Origin of the sequence: Streptomyces sp. FIT100 (genome assembly GCF_024584805.1) — a bacterium.
Lineage (GTDB): Bacteria > Actinomycetota > Actinomycetes > Streptomycetales > Streptomycetaceae > Streptomyces.
The window spans coordinates 3,940,745-3,956,874 of sequence record NZ_CP075715.1; the positions used below are offsets into that span (position 1 = coordinate 3,940,745).

9 protein-coding genes are annotated in these 16,130 nt (G+C 67.7%); 6 read left to right on the forward strand and 3 right to left on the reverse strand.

The features are described from left to right. Window positions 1–4: 4 nt before the first annotated feature. Window positions 5–1,501 carry a glycosyltransferase family 87 protein gene (locus KK483_RS17715; protein WP_262006187.1) on the reverse strand — a complete coding sequence of 499 codons (1,497 nt, stop codon included), beginning with the start codon at window positions 1,499–1,501 and terminating at the stop codon, window positions 5–7. 123 nt (window positions 1,502–1,624) lie between these two features. Beyond that, window positions 1,625–4,351: a transglycosylase domain-containing protein gene (locus KK483_RS17720; RefSeq protein ID WP_262006188.1), complete on the reverse strand. Its 2,727-nt coding sequence runs from the start codon at window positions 4,349–4,351 to the stop codon at window positions 1,625–1,627. Window positions 4,352–4,712: 361 nt separating this feature from the next. On the opposite strand from KK483_RS17720, the gene KK483_RS17725 reads away from it, so the two are divergent. The 3 genes from KK483_RS17725 to KK483_RS17735 all read left to right on the forward strand — a co-directional run bounded on the left by KK483_RS17725 (window position 4,713) and on the right by KK483_RS17735 (window position 7,960). Continuing rightward, window positions 4,713–5,432, forward strand: a complete 720-nt coding sequence (locus KK483_RS17725; protein WP_262006189.1) for a PadR family transcriptional regulator — start codon at window positions 4,713–4,715, stop codon at window positions 5,430–5,432. Between the two features lie 52 nt (window positions 5,433–5,484). Beyond that, complete coding sequence (locus tag KK483_RS17730; protein ID WP_262006190.1) at window positions 5,485–6,567, forward strand: inositol-3-phosphate synthase; 1,083 nt, start codon at window positions 5,485–5,487, stop codon at window positions 6,565–6,567. Between the two features lie 124 nt (window positions 6,568–6,691). Next, a complete protein-coding gene (locus KK483_RS17735) occupies window positions 6,692–7,960 on the forward strand; it encodes an MFS transporter (RefSeq protein ID WP_262006191.1) in 1,269 nt (422 codons plus the stop codon). Window positions 7,961–8,053: 93 nt separating this feature from the next. On the opposite strand, the gene KK483_RS17740 is transcribed toward KK483_RS17735, so the two are convergent. After that, a complete protein-coding gene (locus KK483_RS17740; RefSeq protein WP_262009572.1) occupies window positions 8,054–9,520 on the reverse strand; it encodes a CCA tRNA nucleotidyltransferase in 1,467 nt (488 codons plus the stop codon). A gap of 178 nt (window positions 9,521–9,698) precedes the next feature. Here KK483_RS17740 and KK483_RS17745 point away from each other — a divergent pair, with 178 nt between their 5' ends. The 3 genes from KK483_RS17745 (at window position 9,699) to KK483_RS17755 (ending at window position 16,123) form a co-directional block, all read left to right on the forward strand. Continuing rightward, the gene (locus KK483_RS17745) at window positions 9,699–12,017 is read left to right on the forward strand and encodes a DUF6049 family protein (protein ID WP_262006192.1); all 2,319 of its coding nucleotides are present in this window, start codon (window positions 9,699–9,701) and stop codon (window positions 12,015–12,017) included. Between the two features lie 59 nt (window positions 12,018–12,076). After that, window positions 12,077–14,278 (forward strand): murein biosynthesis integral membrane protein MurJ, encoded by a 2,202-nt coding sequence (gene murJ, locus KK483_RS17750; protein WP_262006193.1) that lies wholly within the window; start codon window positions 12,077–12,079, stop codon window positions 14,276–14,278. 120 nt (window positions 14,279–14,398) lie between these two features. Then, window positions 14,399–16,123, forward strand: a complete 1,725-nt coding sequence (locus KK483_RS17755; protein ID WP_262006194.1) for a protein kinase family protein — start codon at window positions 14,399–14,401, stop codon at window positions 16,121–16,123. Window positions 16,124–16,130 lie beyond the last annotated feature (7 nt).

The window sequence follows — 16,130 nt, forward strand, 5'->3', positions numbered from 1 at the left end:
CCGGTCAGCCGACCGTGGGCCCCGTCGTTCCCCACTCCACCCGGGGCCCCTCCACCGCGTGCGCGGCATGACGCGGCGGATGTGCCGCCCGCCCGAGCACGAACACGTCCGGCGCCCCGTCCAGCACCCCGCCCGAGGGGTCGTCGGCCCCCTCCCGCCGGACGGGATCCCGCTCCGGCATCAGGATGTCCCGTACGACCACGGCGCACAGGTACAGCGTCCCCAGCAGGTGCACAGCGATCGCCAGCTGATAGCCCTCCGTCGGAAGACCCTGGTGCTTGTCGCCGCTGGTCGTGTACGCCAGGTACATCCAGATCCCCAGGAAGTACATGACCTCGCATGCCTGCCAGATCAGGAAGTCCCTCCAGCGGGGCCTGGCCAGGGCCGCGAGCGGGATCAGCCACAGCACGTACTGCGGTGAGTAGACCTTGTTGGTGAGGATGAAAGCGGCCACCACCAGAAAGGCGAGCTGCGCGAAGCGCGGCCGACGAGGAGCCGTCAGAGCCAGGGCGGCGATCCCCGCGCACGCCAGGACCATCAGCACCATCGCGTACGTGTTGACGGTTTCGACCTCGATCGACTCACCCGTGCGCTGCGTGATGATCAGCCAGAAGGAACCGAAGTCGACCTGCCGCTCCTGGCTGAAGGTGTAGAACTTCTTCCACCCCTCGGGCGCGAGCAGCATCACCGGCACGTTCACGACCAGCCAGGCGCCCGCCGCACCCAGCAGGGCCGCCCCGTACTCCCGGTACCTTCCGGCCCGCCAGCACAGCACCAGCAGCGGCCCGAGCAGCAGCGCCGGATAGAGCTTGGCAGCAGTGGCGAGGCCGATCAGGATACCGAAGGCCAGGGCCCGGCCCCGGGACCACATGAGCATCGCCGCCGCCGCGAGGGCCACCGCGAAGAGATCCCAGTTGATCGTGGCGGTGAGAGCGAACGCGGGCGCGAGAGCGACGAGAAGCCCGTCCCAGGGCCGTCGGCGGTGCGTGCGTGCCACACAGACCGCGATGATCGCGGCGCAGATCATCAGCATGCCCGCGTTGACCATCCAGTACAGCTGCTCACGATGCTGGACGGAGCCGCCGGACGGTGTCAGCCAGGCCGCGACCTGCATGAACAGCCCTGTGAGGACGGGGTATTCAAGGAACTCCATATCGCCGCTGAGCCGGTCGAAGTACGGCACGAGACCGTCGGCGAAGCCCCGCCCGAGGAAGAGGTGCGGGATGTCGGAGTAGCACGCGTGCGTGTACTGCGAGCTGGTGCCACGGAACCACGCCCAGTTGTAGCAGGGGAGCTTCTGCACCATCCCCAGCGCGAACATCCCGATCGCGACCAGGGCCACGACCCGCACGGGCGTCAGCCGGCTCGTGCCGATCCGCGCGAAGCGCCCGAGCGGACCGCCGATCAGCTCGCTGCCGGCCGCCGCGACCTCGTCCCGCTGCGTGGGGGACACCGTCGACTGCTCCTGGTGGTGCACGTTCGTCTTCTCTGCGCTCGGCATAGGCACATCCTGCCGTACACCGCTGTCGGCGCGTTCTGACCTGTGGACAACGGCGAGGGCCGCCGCACCGGAGGAACGATTCCGGTGCGACGGCCCTTACGACGGATGCCGGACACGTGGCCGTCAGCTGTCGGCGCCTCCGAGCCAGCCGCCTGAGGTGTTGCTGCCCTGGCTGCCGTTGCCATTGCCGCTGCCGCCTGTCGGCGGCGAGGGACTGGTGGTCGCCCCGCCGTCCGTGGCTCCGCCGTCGGTCGTGCCGCCCGTATCGGTGCCGGTGTTGGTTCCTCCGTCGTCCTGGCCGCCGGTCGGGGGGCAGTTCCAGCCGAACGGGTCGCAGGAGCTGCTGGGGTCGGGCGACTCAGACGGCGTCGTGGACGGCGACTCGGACGGCGACTCGGACGGGGTCTCGGACGGCGTCACGGACGGGGTCGGCTCGGGGCTCTTCAGCCCACCGCCGTAGACGGCCTCGGCATCGAGAGGCTCGGGCTCGGGGAACGGAATCCCTTCCTTGCCCTTGAGCGCCCCCGACATGTAGTCCCTGAAGATCTCGGACGGGAACGACGCGCCGTGGATCTTCTCCTGGCCACCCGTACCGAACATCTCGAGGAACTTGCGGTCCTTGTTCTTCTCGTTGTCGTCCAGCCGGTACATGTCGATGGCGGTCGACAACTGAGGGGTGTACCCGACGAACCAGGCGGACTTGTTGCCGTCCGTCGTACCGGTCTTGCCGGCGACCTCGCGGTCGGGCAGCTGGGCGTTCGTGCCGGTGCCCTTCTCGACGACATCCTTGAGGACGTCGGTCACGTTGCTCGCGACGGCGGACGAGAAGGCCCTGTCACTGTCGCCCTCGTGCTCGTAGATGGTCTTCCCTCCCTTCTCCACCCGGGTGACGGAGTAGGGCTCCGTCTGCTCCCCGTTCGCGGCGAAGGTCCCGTACGCCCCCGCCATGCGGATGGCGCTGGGGTCGGAGATGCCGAGTGAGAACGAGGGGACGTCGGCCTTGACCAGGCTGTCCTCCAGCAGACCGGCCTTGATCGCGGTCTGCCGTACGTTGTCGATGCCGATGTCCATGCCCAGCTGGGCGTAGGGCGAGTTCGCCGACTTCACCATCGCTTCACGCAGGGTGATGTCGGGGTACGACTCCTGACCGTCATTGGTCTGGAGCCACTGCTCACCGTCCTCGTTCTCCCAGGTGGTCCCGTTGTAGTTCTTGATCTTGAGCTTGTTGACGCCGTTGTACTTGCTCTTGTTGGGATCGACGAGGGTGCGGCTCTCGGCCCCCTGATCGGGACCCAGTGACGGATCACGGACGCCGACGTCCATCGCCGCGGCCAGGACGAAGGGCTTGAAGGTCGAGCCGACCTGGGCACCGGTGTCGTTGGCGTTGTTGGTGAAGTGCTTGGTCGCGTCCTGGCCGCCGTAGATGGCGACGATCTTCCCGGTCTCGGGCTCCACCGAGGCTCCGCCGAACTGGACATGGGTGTCCTTGTCCGGGCGCTTCTTCGGGTCGATGTTCTCCTTGTAGACCTTCTTGACGGCGTTCTCGAGCTTCGTGACCTTGTCCTTCTCGAAGGTCGTGTGGATCTCGTAGCCGCCCGTGGTCAGATCGTCGGCGGTGATGCCGAGATCGTTCTTGTTGATGAAGTTGGCCTTGGCCAGGTCGACGAGGTAACCGACCTGCCCGCCGAGCTGAGCGTTCTTCTTCATACTCTGGACGTCGGGAAGCGCGGTGTACTTGGCCCGCTCCGCCGCGGAGAGGTGACCGTCCCTCACCATCTCGCCGAGGATCCACGCCCACCGCTTGGCGAGGCGCTCGGTGTTGGCTTTGGCGTTGGCCGCGGGGTCGATCTCCTCTGCGCCGGCCGGGTCGTAGTACGTCGCACCCTTCAGCAGGGAGGCGAGCACGGCGCACTCGCTTGCGTTGAGCTTCTTGGCGTCCTTGGCGAAGTACGTGCGGGCGGCCGCCTGGATCCCGTAGGCACCGCGTCCGTAGTACGCGGTGTTCAGGTAGCCCTCCATGATCTCGTCCTTCTCCATGGTGGCGCCCACCCTGATGGAGATGAAGAGCTCCTTGAACTTACGGCTCAGGGTCTGTTCCTGGCTCAGCCGTGTGTTCTTGACGTACTGCTGGGTGATCGTCGAGCCGCCCTGGGTCTCGCCGCCCGTCGCCATGTTGAAGAGGGCACGACCGATACCCATCGGGTCGACGCCCGAGTCCTTGCGGAAGGTCTTGTTCTCGGCGGAGATCACCGCGTTCTGCATTTCGAGCGGGATCTGCGCTATCGGGATGATCTGGCGGTTGACCTCACCACCGGTGGCGGCCATCTGTGTGCCGTCCGCCCAGTAGTAGACGTTGTTCTGCGCCTTCGAGGCGAGGTTCTGGTCGGGCACGCCCACCATCGCGTACGCAATGGTCCCCGCCGCCATCAGGCTCCCGAGGAAGGCCAGGCACAGCCCGCTCGCGAGCTTCCACGACGGCACCCAGCGCCGCCAGCCGTACTTGTCGTGGCGCGGATAGTCGATCAGCCGCTTCTTTCCGGGGTAACCGCCCCGGCCACGGCCGCCAGGGCCGCCGGAATCACCTCCGCCACGGCGGCCGCCGTGGCCTCCGTAGCCTGCTCCACCGCCCTCGGCGGCCCTTCTGCGGCCCCCACCGCTGCGCTGCGCCGCGCGCCGGGCCTCGGCGCGCCCGCCGTACGGCCGCTCCTGCTCGTACGCGTCGGAAGGGGATCCGGTGCTGGTGCCCCGGGAGGGGGCTGCGCGGCGGCCTGAGGGCTGCTGTGCGGCGCGCCTGGCCGCGGCGCGTCCGCCGCCCTGGGGCTGCGGCGGTTTGCGACGGTGCTCGCTCATCGAACGACTACTCCTCGGGCAGGCATGAATGCCTGGAAGCGGCAGTTGAGATCCGGTCCCCCCGATATGGATACGGACGAGCCCGCCGGGGGGCTCATCCGTGGTGCATCCAGGACGACGACGCTTGGCGGCGTCACACGGTTCCCGGTGGTCTGCATGCCGCACAGACTACGCACGGCCAAAACCTCCCTAGGGGACGATTTCACCCCAAAGCAGGCAACTTATGTGGCGTGAATTAGTGATGTGACGCCGGTCACGATGCCTCCTCTTGTCGCAACAGGAGAGCCGTTCTATCGTCTGGATGTATCGAGTCGATACATCACTACGGCATAGGGGCCGAGGAAGGCGGAGGAGGCGATCGATGAGCAGACGTTCCGGCATCCTCGAGTTCGCCGTTCTGGGCCTGCTCCGCGAGGCTCCGATGCACGGATACGAGCTGCGCAAGCGGCTCAACACGTCGCTGGGGATCTTCCGCGCGTTCAGTTACGGGACCCTCTATCCCTGTCTCAAGACGCTGGTCGCCAACGGCTGGTTGATCGAGGAGCCGGGCAGTGCCCCCGAGGACGCCCTCGCCGCGTCCCTCGCCGGCCGTCGGGCGAAGATCGTCTACCGGCTGACGGCAGAAGGTAAGGAGCACTTCGAGGAGCTCCTGTCCCACACGGGCCCCGACGCCTGGGAGGACGAGCACTTCGCAGCCCGGTTCGCCTTCTTCGGCCAGACGGAGCGCGAGGTACGGATGCGCGTGCTGGAGGGCCGCCGCAGCCGGCTGGAGGAGCGCCTGGAGAAAATGCGCGCCTCTCTCGCCCGCACGCGCGAGCGCCTCGACGACTACACGCTTGAGCTGCAGCGGCACGGCATGGAGTCCGTGGAGCGCGAGGTGCGCTGGCTGAACGAGCTCATCGAGAGCGAGCGGGCCGGGCGGGATCAGCGACGATCCCCTTCCGGCGAGGACGACGCTCCGCAGGACTACACATCTGGAGAGACGGGCGGCCTGCCCCGGCACCGGGGCGAAGCGCCCCCTGAGGGGAGCCCTTCCGGGCACCCCGAGCAGCCGGATCCGTCCGAAGACACCACCAAGTGAGGCCCCGCATCCACGCAGGGTCTCGTACGAGAACAAACAGGGAGCAACCGGAATGGGTTCGGTTCGCGTAGCCATCGTCGGCGTGGGCAACTGCGCCGCCTCGCTGGTGCAGGGCGTCGAGTACTACAAGGACGCCGACCCGGCCGCCAAGGTGCCGGGTCTGATGCACGTCCAGTTCGGCGACTACCACGTCCGTGACGTCGAGTTCGTCGCCGCCTTCGATGTCGACGCGAAGAAGGTCGGGCTCGACCTCGCGGACGCCATCGGTGCCAGCGAGAACAACACCATCAAGATCTGCGACGTCCCGGCCACGGGTGTGAAGGTCCAGCGCGGCCACACCCTCGACGGTCTGGGCAAGTACTACCGCGAGACCATCGAGGAGTCCCCCGAGACCCCGGTCGACGTCGTCCAGGTCCTCAAGGACAAGCAGGTCGACGTTCTTGTCTGCTACCTACCGGTGGGTTCCGAGGACGCCGCGAAGTTCTACGCCCAGTGCGCAATCGACGCCAAGGTCGGCTTCGTCAACGCCCTCCCGGTCTTCATCGCCGGCACCAAGGAATGGGCCGACAAGTTCACCGAGGCCGGCGTCCCGATCGTCGGTGACGACATCAAGTCGCAGGTCGGCGCCACCATCACGCACCGCGTCATGGCGAAGCTGTTCGAGGACCGGGGCGTCATCCTGGACCGCACGATGCAGCTGAACGTCGGCGGCAACATGGACTTCAAGAACATGCTCGAGCGCGAGCGCCTGGAGTCCAAGAAGATCTCCAAGACGCAGGCCGTCACCTCCCAGATCCCCGACCGGGAGCTCGGCGAGAAGAACGTCCACATCGGCCCGTCGGACTACGTGGCCTGGCTCGACGACCGCAAGTGGGCGTACGTCCGCCTGGAGGGCCGCGCGTTCGGCGATGTCCCGCTGAACCTGGAGTACAAGCTCGAGGTATGGGACTCCCCGAACTCGGCGGGTGTCATCATCGACGCCCTGCGCGCCGCGAAGATCGCCAAGGATCGGGGTATCGGCGGTCCGATCCTCTCCGCCTCCTCGTACTTCATGAAGTCTCCGCCGGTCCAGTACTTCGACGACGAGGCCCGCGAGAACGTGGAGAAGTTCATCCGGGGCGAGGTCGAGCGCTAGCCAGACGCTGCGCCGCCCGTCATCGAGACGGAGCGCGGTGCACCACTCGTCCGTCCTTATGGACAAGCAGAGGGTCCCCGTGGCGTATGTCCGGGGACCCTCTGCTTGTGTGACGCTTGCGCACATGCCTGTCGTACGTGATCTGCGCGTACTCCTGCGCCTGACGAATTTCCGCCGCCTGCTCGCGGTACGGCTGCTCTCACAGTCCGCCGACGGCGTCTACCAGGTGGCGCTCGCCGCGTACGTCGTCTTCTCACCGGAGCGGCAGACCTCACCCGCCGCGATCGCTTCCGCGATGGCCGTGCTGCTGCTGCCGTACTCCCTCGTCGGCCCCTTCGCCGGTGTCCTGCTCGACCGGTGGCAGCGCCGCCAGATCTTCCTGTACGGCAATCTGCTGCGTGCCGGCCTTGCCGCCGGCACAGCGGTACTGATCCTCTCCGGCGTCCCCGACTGGCTCTTCTACGCCTCCGCGCTCTCCGTCACAGCTGTCAACCGGTTCATCCTGGCCGGACTGTCCGCCGCCTTGCCCCGCGTGGTGGATGAAGAGCGGCTCGTCGTGGCCAACTCCCTCTCACCGACAGCGGGAACCCTCGCGGCGACTGCCGGCGGCGGGCTCGCTTTCGCTGTTCGACTTCTCGCTGCCGATTCCGACGCCACGGTCGTGGCCCTGGGCGCCGCGCTCTATCTCTGCGCCGCGTTCGCCTCCCTGCGCTTGGGACGCGAGTTGCTCGGCCCCGATCCCGAGCAGCTTCAGCCCCGCCTTGCCGCCGCGGTGGCCTCAACGGCGCGCGGCCTCATCAGCGGCTTGCGCCATCTGTCAGAACGCAGAACGGCGGCACGGGCTCTCGTGGCGATGTCGGCGCTGCGCTTCTGTTACGGCCTGCTGACCGTCATGGTTCTGATGCTCTGCCGGTACGCCTGGTCAAGCACAGAGTCGGAGGGTCTCGCTCTGCTCGGTCTGGCCTTGGCGATTTCAGGTGCGGGCTTCTTCGCCGCTGCCGTCATTACGCCGTGGGCGGTCGACCGGCTCGGAGCGTACGGCTGGGTGGCGACGTGCGCGGGAGTAGCGGCCGTACTCGAACCGGCCCTGGCGCTACCGTTCGCTCCTGTCCCGATACTCATCGCCGCATTCACTCTCGGACTCATCACCCAGGGGGCGAAGATCGCCACCGACACCATCGTCCAGACATCTGTCGATGATGCCTTCCGCGGTCGGGTGTTCTCGCTCTACGACGTGATGTTCAATGTGGCCTTTGTCGCCGCCGCAGGCGTGGCCGCGCTGATGCTGCCACCGGACGGCAGGTCCGTCCCGCTCGTCCTCTCAGTGGCCGTGATCTACGGCCTCGTGGCTGCAGCCATGGCCCGTTGGCGAGAGGGGCGATGTTTCACGTGAAACATCGCCCCTCTCGCCAACACATCCAGCCCTCCGCGCACCGCCATGTTTCACGTGAAACATGGCTCGCTGCGGAACAGGGTCGGGCTCGCCTCAGCCTTGCGTCGCCCACCACTCCTTGAGCGCGGCCACTGCGGCCTCATGCTCCATGGGCCCGTTCTCCAGACGCAGCTCCAGCAGCGCGTTGTACGCCTGGCCAATCACGGGGCCAGGACCGACACCGAGGATCTCCATGATCTGGTTACCGTCAAGGTCCGGGCGGATCGAGTCGAGCTCCTCCTGCTCCTTGAGCTGAGTGATGCGCTCTTCCAGCCCGTCATAGGCGCGCGACAGCGCGGCCGCCTTCCGCTTGTTCCGCGTGGTGCAGTCCGAGCGGGTCAGCTTGTGCAGACGGTCGAGCATCGGGCCGGCGTCACGTACGTACCGTCGCACCGCCGAATCGGTCCACTCGCCGGTGCCGTATCCATGGAAGCGCAGATGGAGCTCCACCAGCCGCGAGATGTCCTTGACCATGTCATTGGAGTACTTGAGCGCCGTCAACCGCTTCTTGGTCATCTTGGCGCCCACCACTTCGTGGTGATGGAAGGAGACACGGCCGTCTGTCTCGAAGCGACGCGTTCTGGGCTTACCGATGTCGTGGAGCAGCGCGGCGAGGCGCAACACGAGGTCCGGTCCGCCTTCCTCCAGGTCGACGGCCTGCTCCAGCACGGTCAGTGAGTGCTCGTACACATCCTTGTGACGGTGGTGCTCGTCGCTCTCCAGTCGCAGAGCCGGCAGTTCGGGGAGGAAGTGCTCAGCAAGACCGGTGTCCACCAGAAGCGACAGACCCTTCCTCGGGTGCGGAGAAAGGATCAGCTTGTTGAACTCATCACGAACCCGCTCGGCGGAGACGATCTCGATACGTTCCGCCATCCCCCTCATTGCCGCCACGACCTCGGGTGCCACCTCGAAGTCCAGCTGGGCCGCGAATCGTGCCGCGCGCAGCATCCGCAGCGGATCGTCCGAGAAGGAGTCCTCAGGGGCGCCTGGGGTGCGCAGCACGCACGCCGCCAGATCCTCAAGGCCGCCATGAGGGTCGATGAATTCCTTCTCCGGGAGCGCGACAGCCATCGCGTTCACGGTGAAGTCACGCCGGACGAGGTCTTCCTCGATCGAGTCACCGTAGGAGACCTCAGGCTTGCGGGAGGTCCGGTCGTACGCCTCGGAGCGATACGTCGTGATCTCGATGTCGAAGCGCTGAACGGCGTCGCCGACGCGGGCGACCTTCTGAGACCCGACCGTGCCGAACGCGATCCCTACCTCCCACACCGAGTCCGCCCACGGCCGGACGATCTTCAGAACGTCCTCAGGGCGGGCGTCGGTCGTAAAATCGAGGTCATTGCCGAGCCGACCGAGCAGCGCGTCCCGGACCGAGCCGCCCACCAGGGCAAGACTGAACCCGGCCTGCTGGAAGCGGCGGGCGAGGTCATCGGCGACAGGGGACACCCGCAGCAGTTCGCTGACCGCGCGGAGCTGCACCTGACTCAGTGCAGTGGGGTTGTCTTCGTTGGCGTTCGGCACAACAGAAAAGGGTACGTGCCCGCGCGAATGCGAGCTTCCCTGTTTCGCGTGCACCCGCCGTTCTTCCGATCATGTGGAGCAGTCCCGAGCACGTCACCACCGCGCACCTCGTTACCATGCGTGGACGTACCTAGCGACACCCACCAACGGCAACAGACGACAAGGGACGGACGAGCGCGTGGCCGAGGCGGCAGAATTCCAGGGGATGGGTCCCTCGCCTGCCCGCCAGTGGATGCGGCGCACAGCCGCCTTCCTCGCGGGCGCACCCCTACTCGCCGGCCTGCTGTATGTGCAGGCGGCCTCACCGGCGCACGCCGCGGCGGACCAGACGGGCTCCCGCACCGTCGATGTGTCTCTCGACTCACTTTTGCCCAGTGCCCCTGTGAAAGACGACACGCTCACCATCACAGGGACCGTGACCAACCAGGGCAAGGAAGCGATCACCGGCGCCCAGGTCGATCTTCGGGTGGGGCCGCGTATGTCCGGGCGGCCGGAGATCGACGAGGCGTCCGAGCGCACCGGCTACTCGTCGAGCCACGACGCCAGGAAGCTCGGCGGCCCGTACAAGGTCGCCTTCCCCGAGCTGGCGGCCGGGAACAGCAAGAACTTCTCGCTGGCCGTCCCGGTGAACAAGCTCGAACTCGACGGGGCAGGCGTGTACCAGCTCGGGGTGTCCCTCTCCGGGGAGACCAAAAGCGAGCCGTACGACCATGTGCTCGGCATCGAGAGGACCTTCCTGCCCTGGCAGCCGGAGGCCGCGGAGAAGAAGACCCGGCTCACCTACCTCTGGCCGCTGATCTCCTCGACCCACCTGTCCGCAGAGACCGGCTCGGACGAACAGCAGACGCCGATCTTCGAGAACGATGGCCTGGCTGCGGAGCTCGCCCCGGGCGGCAGGCTCGAAGAGCTCGTTTCGCTCGGTAGCGAGCTTCCCGTGACCTGGGTCATCGACCCGGATCTGCTGGCCACGGTCGATGCGATGACCCGGAACTACCGGATCAAGAACGGGACCGACAACCCGGTCCCGGGCCGTAGCCAGGCCGTCGCCAAGAAATGGCTGAGCTCGCTCGAGAAGGCGGTGCAGGGGAGCAAGGTCGTGGCGCTGCCGTACGGCGACCCGGATCTTGCCTCACTCGCACACCGTGGCAAGGACGTCTCCGGCTCGCTCAGCCAGCTCCAGCCCGCCACCGCGGTCGCCGAGACGACCGTCGAGACGATCCTCCATGTGAAGCCGTCCGTCGACTTCGCCTGGCCGGTCGAGGGTGCCATCGACCCGTCGATCGTGAACGTGGCGACCTCGGCGGGAGCCCACAAGATCATCGCTCGCAGCGACAGCCTCCGGGAGACGGGTGCGGTGTCCTACACCCCGTCCGCGGCACGGCCCATCGGCGGCGGCACGACGGCCGTCGTCGCGGACAGCCGGCTGTCGACCGCCTTCTACGGGGACATGACGAGGGCGGGGAACTCGACACTCGCGGTGCAGAAGTTCCTCGCGCAGACGCTGGCACTCACCCTGCAGGCACCGGACCAGCAGCGGAACATCGTGGTCGCGCCGCAGCGGATGCCGACGGCCTCCCAGGCACAGACCATGGCGCTCGCCTTGGAGGGCCTTGCCGCGCAGCGCTGGACGCAGCCGCTCGACCTCATCGCCGCCGCAGCCGCCAAGCCGGATCCCGACGCCACCACCGACGTTCCCTCCGCCTCCCGGTACCCGGCGAGCCTCCGAGCACGGGAGCTGCCGGTACAGACGTTCCGGGACATCAAGTCCACCCAGGAGTCCCTCGACAACTTCAAGGTCATCCTCACCTCGCCGGACCGGGTGGTGACCCCGTTCGGTAATGCGATCAGCCGGGAGATGTCCACCTCCTGGCGTGGCAAGGCGAGGCCCGCGGCCGAGTACCGCAGGGGCGTGCAGGGCTTTCTCGACGTCCTCGCCACCGAGGTGCAACTGATCCAGAAGTCCGATGTCACACTGTCCGGCCGCAGCGCGACGATCCCCGTGACCGTGCAGAACAAGCTGGTGCAAGGGGTCGACAACCTCGTTCTCCGGCTGGAGTCGGCGAACGCCACGCGCCTCAAGCTCGACGACGGCAGTTTCGTCGCCGAGCAGCAGATCAAGATCGAGGGCGGGCACAGCCAGTCGGTGAAGTTCGCGGCCGCTGCCAACGCCAATGGCCCGGTCCAGGTGACGGCGCGGCTCTACACCGAGGACGGCAGGCCCTACGGCGACGAGATGACCTTCACAGTCAAGGTCTCCGAGATCACCCCGACCGTGATGCTCGTGATCGCCGGTGGCGTGCTTCTGCTCGTCCTGGCAGGCGTCAGGATGTACACCCAGCGCAAGCGCGCCGCTGCCCGTGAGCCGTCCGTTGTTGCGGACGAGGACGACGCCTCTGAGCAGGACGGCGTCGGCCCCGAGCAGCCGAGTGACCCGACGCCGGACACCGGACCCGAAAGCGCGGACCCGTCGGGCGCGGGTGAGAAAGTGGACCGTTGAGCTATGTCAGGTCAGCCATGCCATGGCCGGTCGGCCGGGGACGATGAGGTGGGGTAACCATGAACGCGCCGTACGACGGTGACCGCGGGCAGGGAGCGGGCAGCACCGCGCCCTCCCCGGGGCCTCAGTACCCCCCGCCCGGTCCACAGCGGGCGGAGTCGTCGGCTGCGGGCCAGGGGCCATCGTCGCCGCCCGAGCAGGCCACGGATCCGTACGTCCACGAGGCGTACACGCACGACCCCTACCGAGCCCAGGACCTCTCCGCTCAGGACCCCGTGTCCGAGGCGCTCTACGACCGTGCCTCCCATCCGCCACCGCCGCCCGGTGCCTACCAGCAGCCGGCCTCCGTCTATCAGCAGCCGCCCGCCCAGCAGCACGCCCCGGACCCGCGGATCTGGGCCCAGACCCCGCCTCCCGAGCCGGACGGCCCGTCGCGTCATCTGCCCTACGGGGATGATGCCGGCACCGTCCAGTTCACCGGTGTCGACGAACTGGTGACCAGAGCGGGCGAGGAAGGGCCGGCGCCGAACGCGTTCGCCCACCTCTACCGGGACCAGCAGGGCTCCGGCCAGCCGCCGGCACCCGCCGAGGTGGTGGAGCCGGCCCCGGCGCCTGCTCCCAAGAAGCCCGGCGGCCGGGCCTCGGGACTACTCAAGTCGAGCGCGGTGATGGCCGCTGGCACGCTTGTGTCCAGGCTCACCGGGTTCCTCCGGAGCCTGGTGATCACCGGAGCCCTGGGCGCCGCCCTGCTCGGTGACACCTACACCGTCGCCATCACGCTTCCGACGATGATCTACATCCTCACCGTGGGCGGCGGTCTCAACTCGGTCTTCGTGCCCCAGCTCGTCCGTGCCATGAAGAACGACGATGACGGCGGAGAGGCTTACGCCAACCGACTCCTGACGCTCGTGATGGTGGCGCTCGGGATGATCGTCGCGATCGCCGTCTTCGCGGCGCCCCTGCTGATCAGGCTCATGTCGGCCACAATCGCCGACAACCCGCCGGCGAACAGTGTGGCCGTCACCTTCGCGCGCTACTGCCTGCCCACGATCTTCTTCATGGGTGTGCACGTGGTGATGGGTCAGATCCTCAACGCCCGCGGGAAGTTCGGCGCGATGATGTGGACTCCGGTCCTCAACAACGTCGTCATGATCTTCACCTTCGGCCTCTTCATCTGGGTCTACGGCACCTCCGCCGAGACCCAGATGAACGTGCAGACGATCCCGCCGGAGGGCGTGCGGCTGCTTGGCGTCGGCACGCTGCTCGGCCTGGTCGTCCAGGCCCTCGCGATGATCCCCTACCTCCGCGAGACGGGCTTCCGCTTCCGCCCCCGCTTCGACTGGAAGGGGCAGGGGCTGGGCAAGACGGTGAAGCTGGCCAAGTGGACCGTCCTCTTCGTCCTCGCCAACCAGGCCGGCGTTCTCGTGGTCACCCAGCTCGCCACCGCTGCCGGTGAGGCGTCCGGCAAGGACGGGGCGGGCTTCCTCGCCTACACCAACGCGCAGCTGATCTGGGGCATGCCGCAGGCGATCATCACCGTCTCGGTCATGGCGGCGCTGCTGCCACGGATCTCCCGAGCCGCTCACGACGACGACCCTGGTGCCGTGCGGGACGACATCTCGCAAGGGCTGCGCAACTCGGCGGTTGCAATCGTCCCGGTCGCCTTCGCCTTCCTCGCGCTGGGCGTGCCGATGTGCACGCTGCTCTACGCCTCCAGCGGCGTTCAGGCCGCCCAGTCCATGGGCTTCATCCTCATGGCGTTCGGCCTCGGCCTGATCCCCTACTCGGTGCAGTACGTCGTCCTGCGCGGCTTCTACGCCTACGAGGACACCCGCACGCCCTTCTACAACACGGTCATCGTGGCCGCTGTGAACGCGGCTGCCTCGGCCGCCTGTTACCTCCTGCTCCCCGCCCGGTGGGCCGTGGTCGGCATGGCCGCCTCGTACGGCCTCGCATACGCGGTCGGGGTCGGCGTCGCCTGGCGGCGTCTGCGCAACAAGCTCGGCGGAGACCTCGACGGATCCCATGTTCTGCGCACCTACGCCCGGCTCTGCCTGGCGTCGGTCCCCGCCGCTCTCGCGGCCGGCGCGGTGGGCTTCCTCCTGCTGAAGTTGCTGGGCGAGGGCGCCTTCGGATCGCTCGTGGCACTCGTCTTCGGCGGAGTCGTCCTGCTCGGCGTCTTCTTCGTCGCGGCGAAGCGCATGAGGATCGAGGAGCTCAACGCCATGGTCGGCATGGTGCGCGGCCGTCTCGGGCGCTAGAGCCACCGGTTCGCGCACAACCATCGTCCGCCACTGTGTGTCGTGCATAGCGCCGGACTGTGGGCACAATTGGCATGGCTGTTGGATATGGCGCAACGGATGGGGAGGCAGGGAACGACGGTGGCGGAACGTAGCACGGCTGCCGTCGACGTGGCCGACAACAGCGGTGACGACCCGCTGGCCGCCAAGGCGGAGAAGGCCACGACCGACGGGGTGGCGGAAGCCGAAGACACGGCGGAGCAGAGCGCCGACAACAAGGGCAGCGAGAGCAAGAGCGCCGAGCAGCCCACCATTACGACGCCCGAACTGCACAGCGGCCACAAACTCGCGAGACGCTACCGTCTCGAGGAGTGCGTCACCCGTCTGGACGGATTCAGTAGCTGGCGTGCGGTCGACGAGAAACTCCGCCGCGCTGTCGGAGTGCACATCCTCCCGGCCGACCATCCACGAGCCCGGTCGGTACTCGCCGCAGCCCGCTCCTCGGCGCTCCTCGGCGACCCCCGTTTCGTGCAGGTGCTGGACGCCGTCGAGGAGAACGACCTCGTCTACGTCGTCCATGAGTGGCTGCCCGACGCCACGGAGCTCACCGCTCTCCTGGCCGCCGGGCCGATGGAGGCTCACGACGCGTACCAACTGGTCAGCCAGCTCTCCCAGGCGATGGCCGCAGCTCACCGCGAGGGGCTGGCCCATCTGCGCCTGACCCCCAACGCGGTCCTGCGCAGCTCGACGGGCCAGTACCGGATCCGCGGACTCGCCGTGAACGCCGCACTGCGCGGAATCAGCGCCGACCGCCCACAGCGAACCGACACCGAGGCCATCGGCGCCCTGCTCTATGCCGCGCTCACTCAGCGCTGGCCGTACGAGAGCAACGCCTACGGCCTCACGGGGCTTCCGAAGGGCATCGGCCTCATCGCCCCCGACCAGGTGCGGGCCGGGGTCCATAGAGGGCTGTCGGAGCTCGCCATGCGCGCCCTGGTCAACGACGGAGCCACGGCGTCCCGCCAGGAGCCGCCGTGCACCACTCCGGACGAGCTCGCAAAGGCGGTCGGGGAGCTGCCTCGTATCCGCCCCCCGGAGCCCGCTTTCACCCCTCCGCCGGAGTACCAGCGCACGACCTACCAGCAGGGCACCTACGGGCGCCCTGCGGCCCATGCAGGGCCTGCCACGCCCCAGCCCGTCGTGGCTCCACCCGCCCCTCTGGAGAGCCGCACGGGCAAGGCCCTCAAGTGGGCCGTGTCCGCTCTGCTCATCGCCGCGCTCGGACTGGGCAGCTGGCAGATCGCCGACAGGCTCCTCGACCGCGACGCGGCCAACCCGGATCCCGGAAACACCCAGACCACGGACGAAGATCAGAACGACAAGCCCAAGGCACCGTTGCCGCTGGCCATCCAGGACGCCGAGGAATACGCCCCGGACGGCAAGCCGCAGAACGCGGCGGACGTCGGCAACACATACGACGACGACAGCTCCTCCTACTGGCGCACCAAGTACTACCTCGACGGCCCGGACCTGGTTCCGTCGATCAAGCAGGGCGTCGGCATCGTCTACGACCTCGGTGCCGCGAAGGAGATCTCCGCGGCTTCGATAGCGCTGCGCTACGGCGGACCGCACACCAAGGTCTCCCTGTATGCCGTGGATTCCCTGTCGCCGTCCGGTCCTGTCGAATCCATGAAGAAGATCGCAACGACCCAGACGAACGACAGCTCGGCGAAACTGACCATGAAGGAGCCGGTGAACAGCCGCTATGTGCTCCTGTGGATGACCGCGATGCCCTACTCGCCGCAGGACGGCGTCAGCGGCGCGGGCTACAAGCAGGCCATCACGGACGTGAAGTTCTCCGGCTGACATCAGC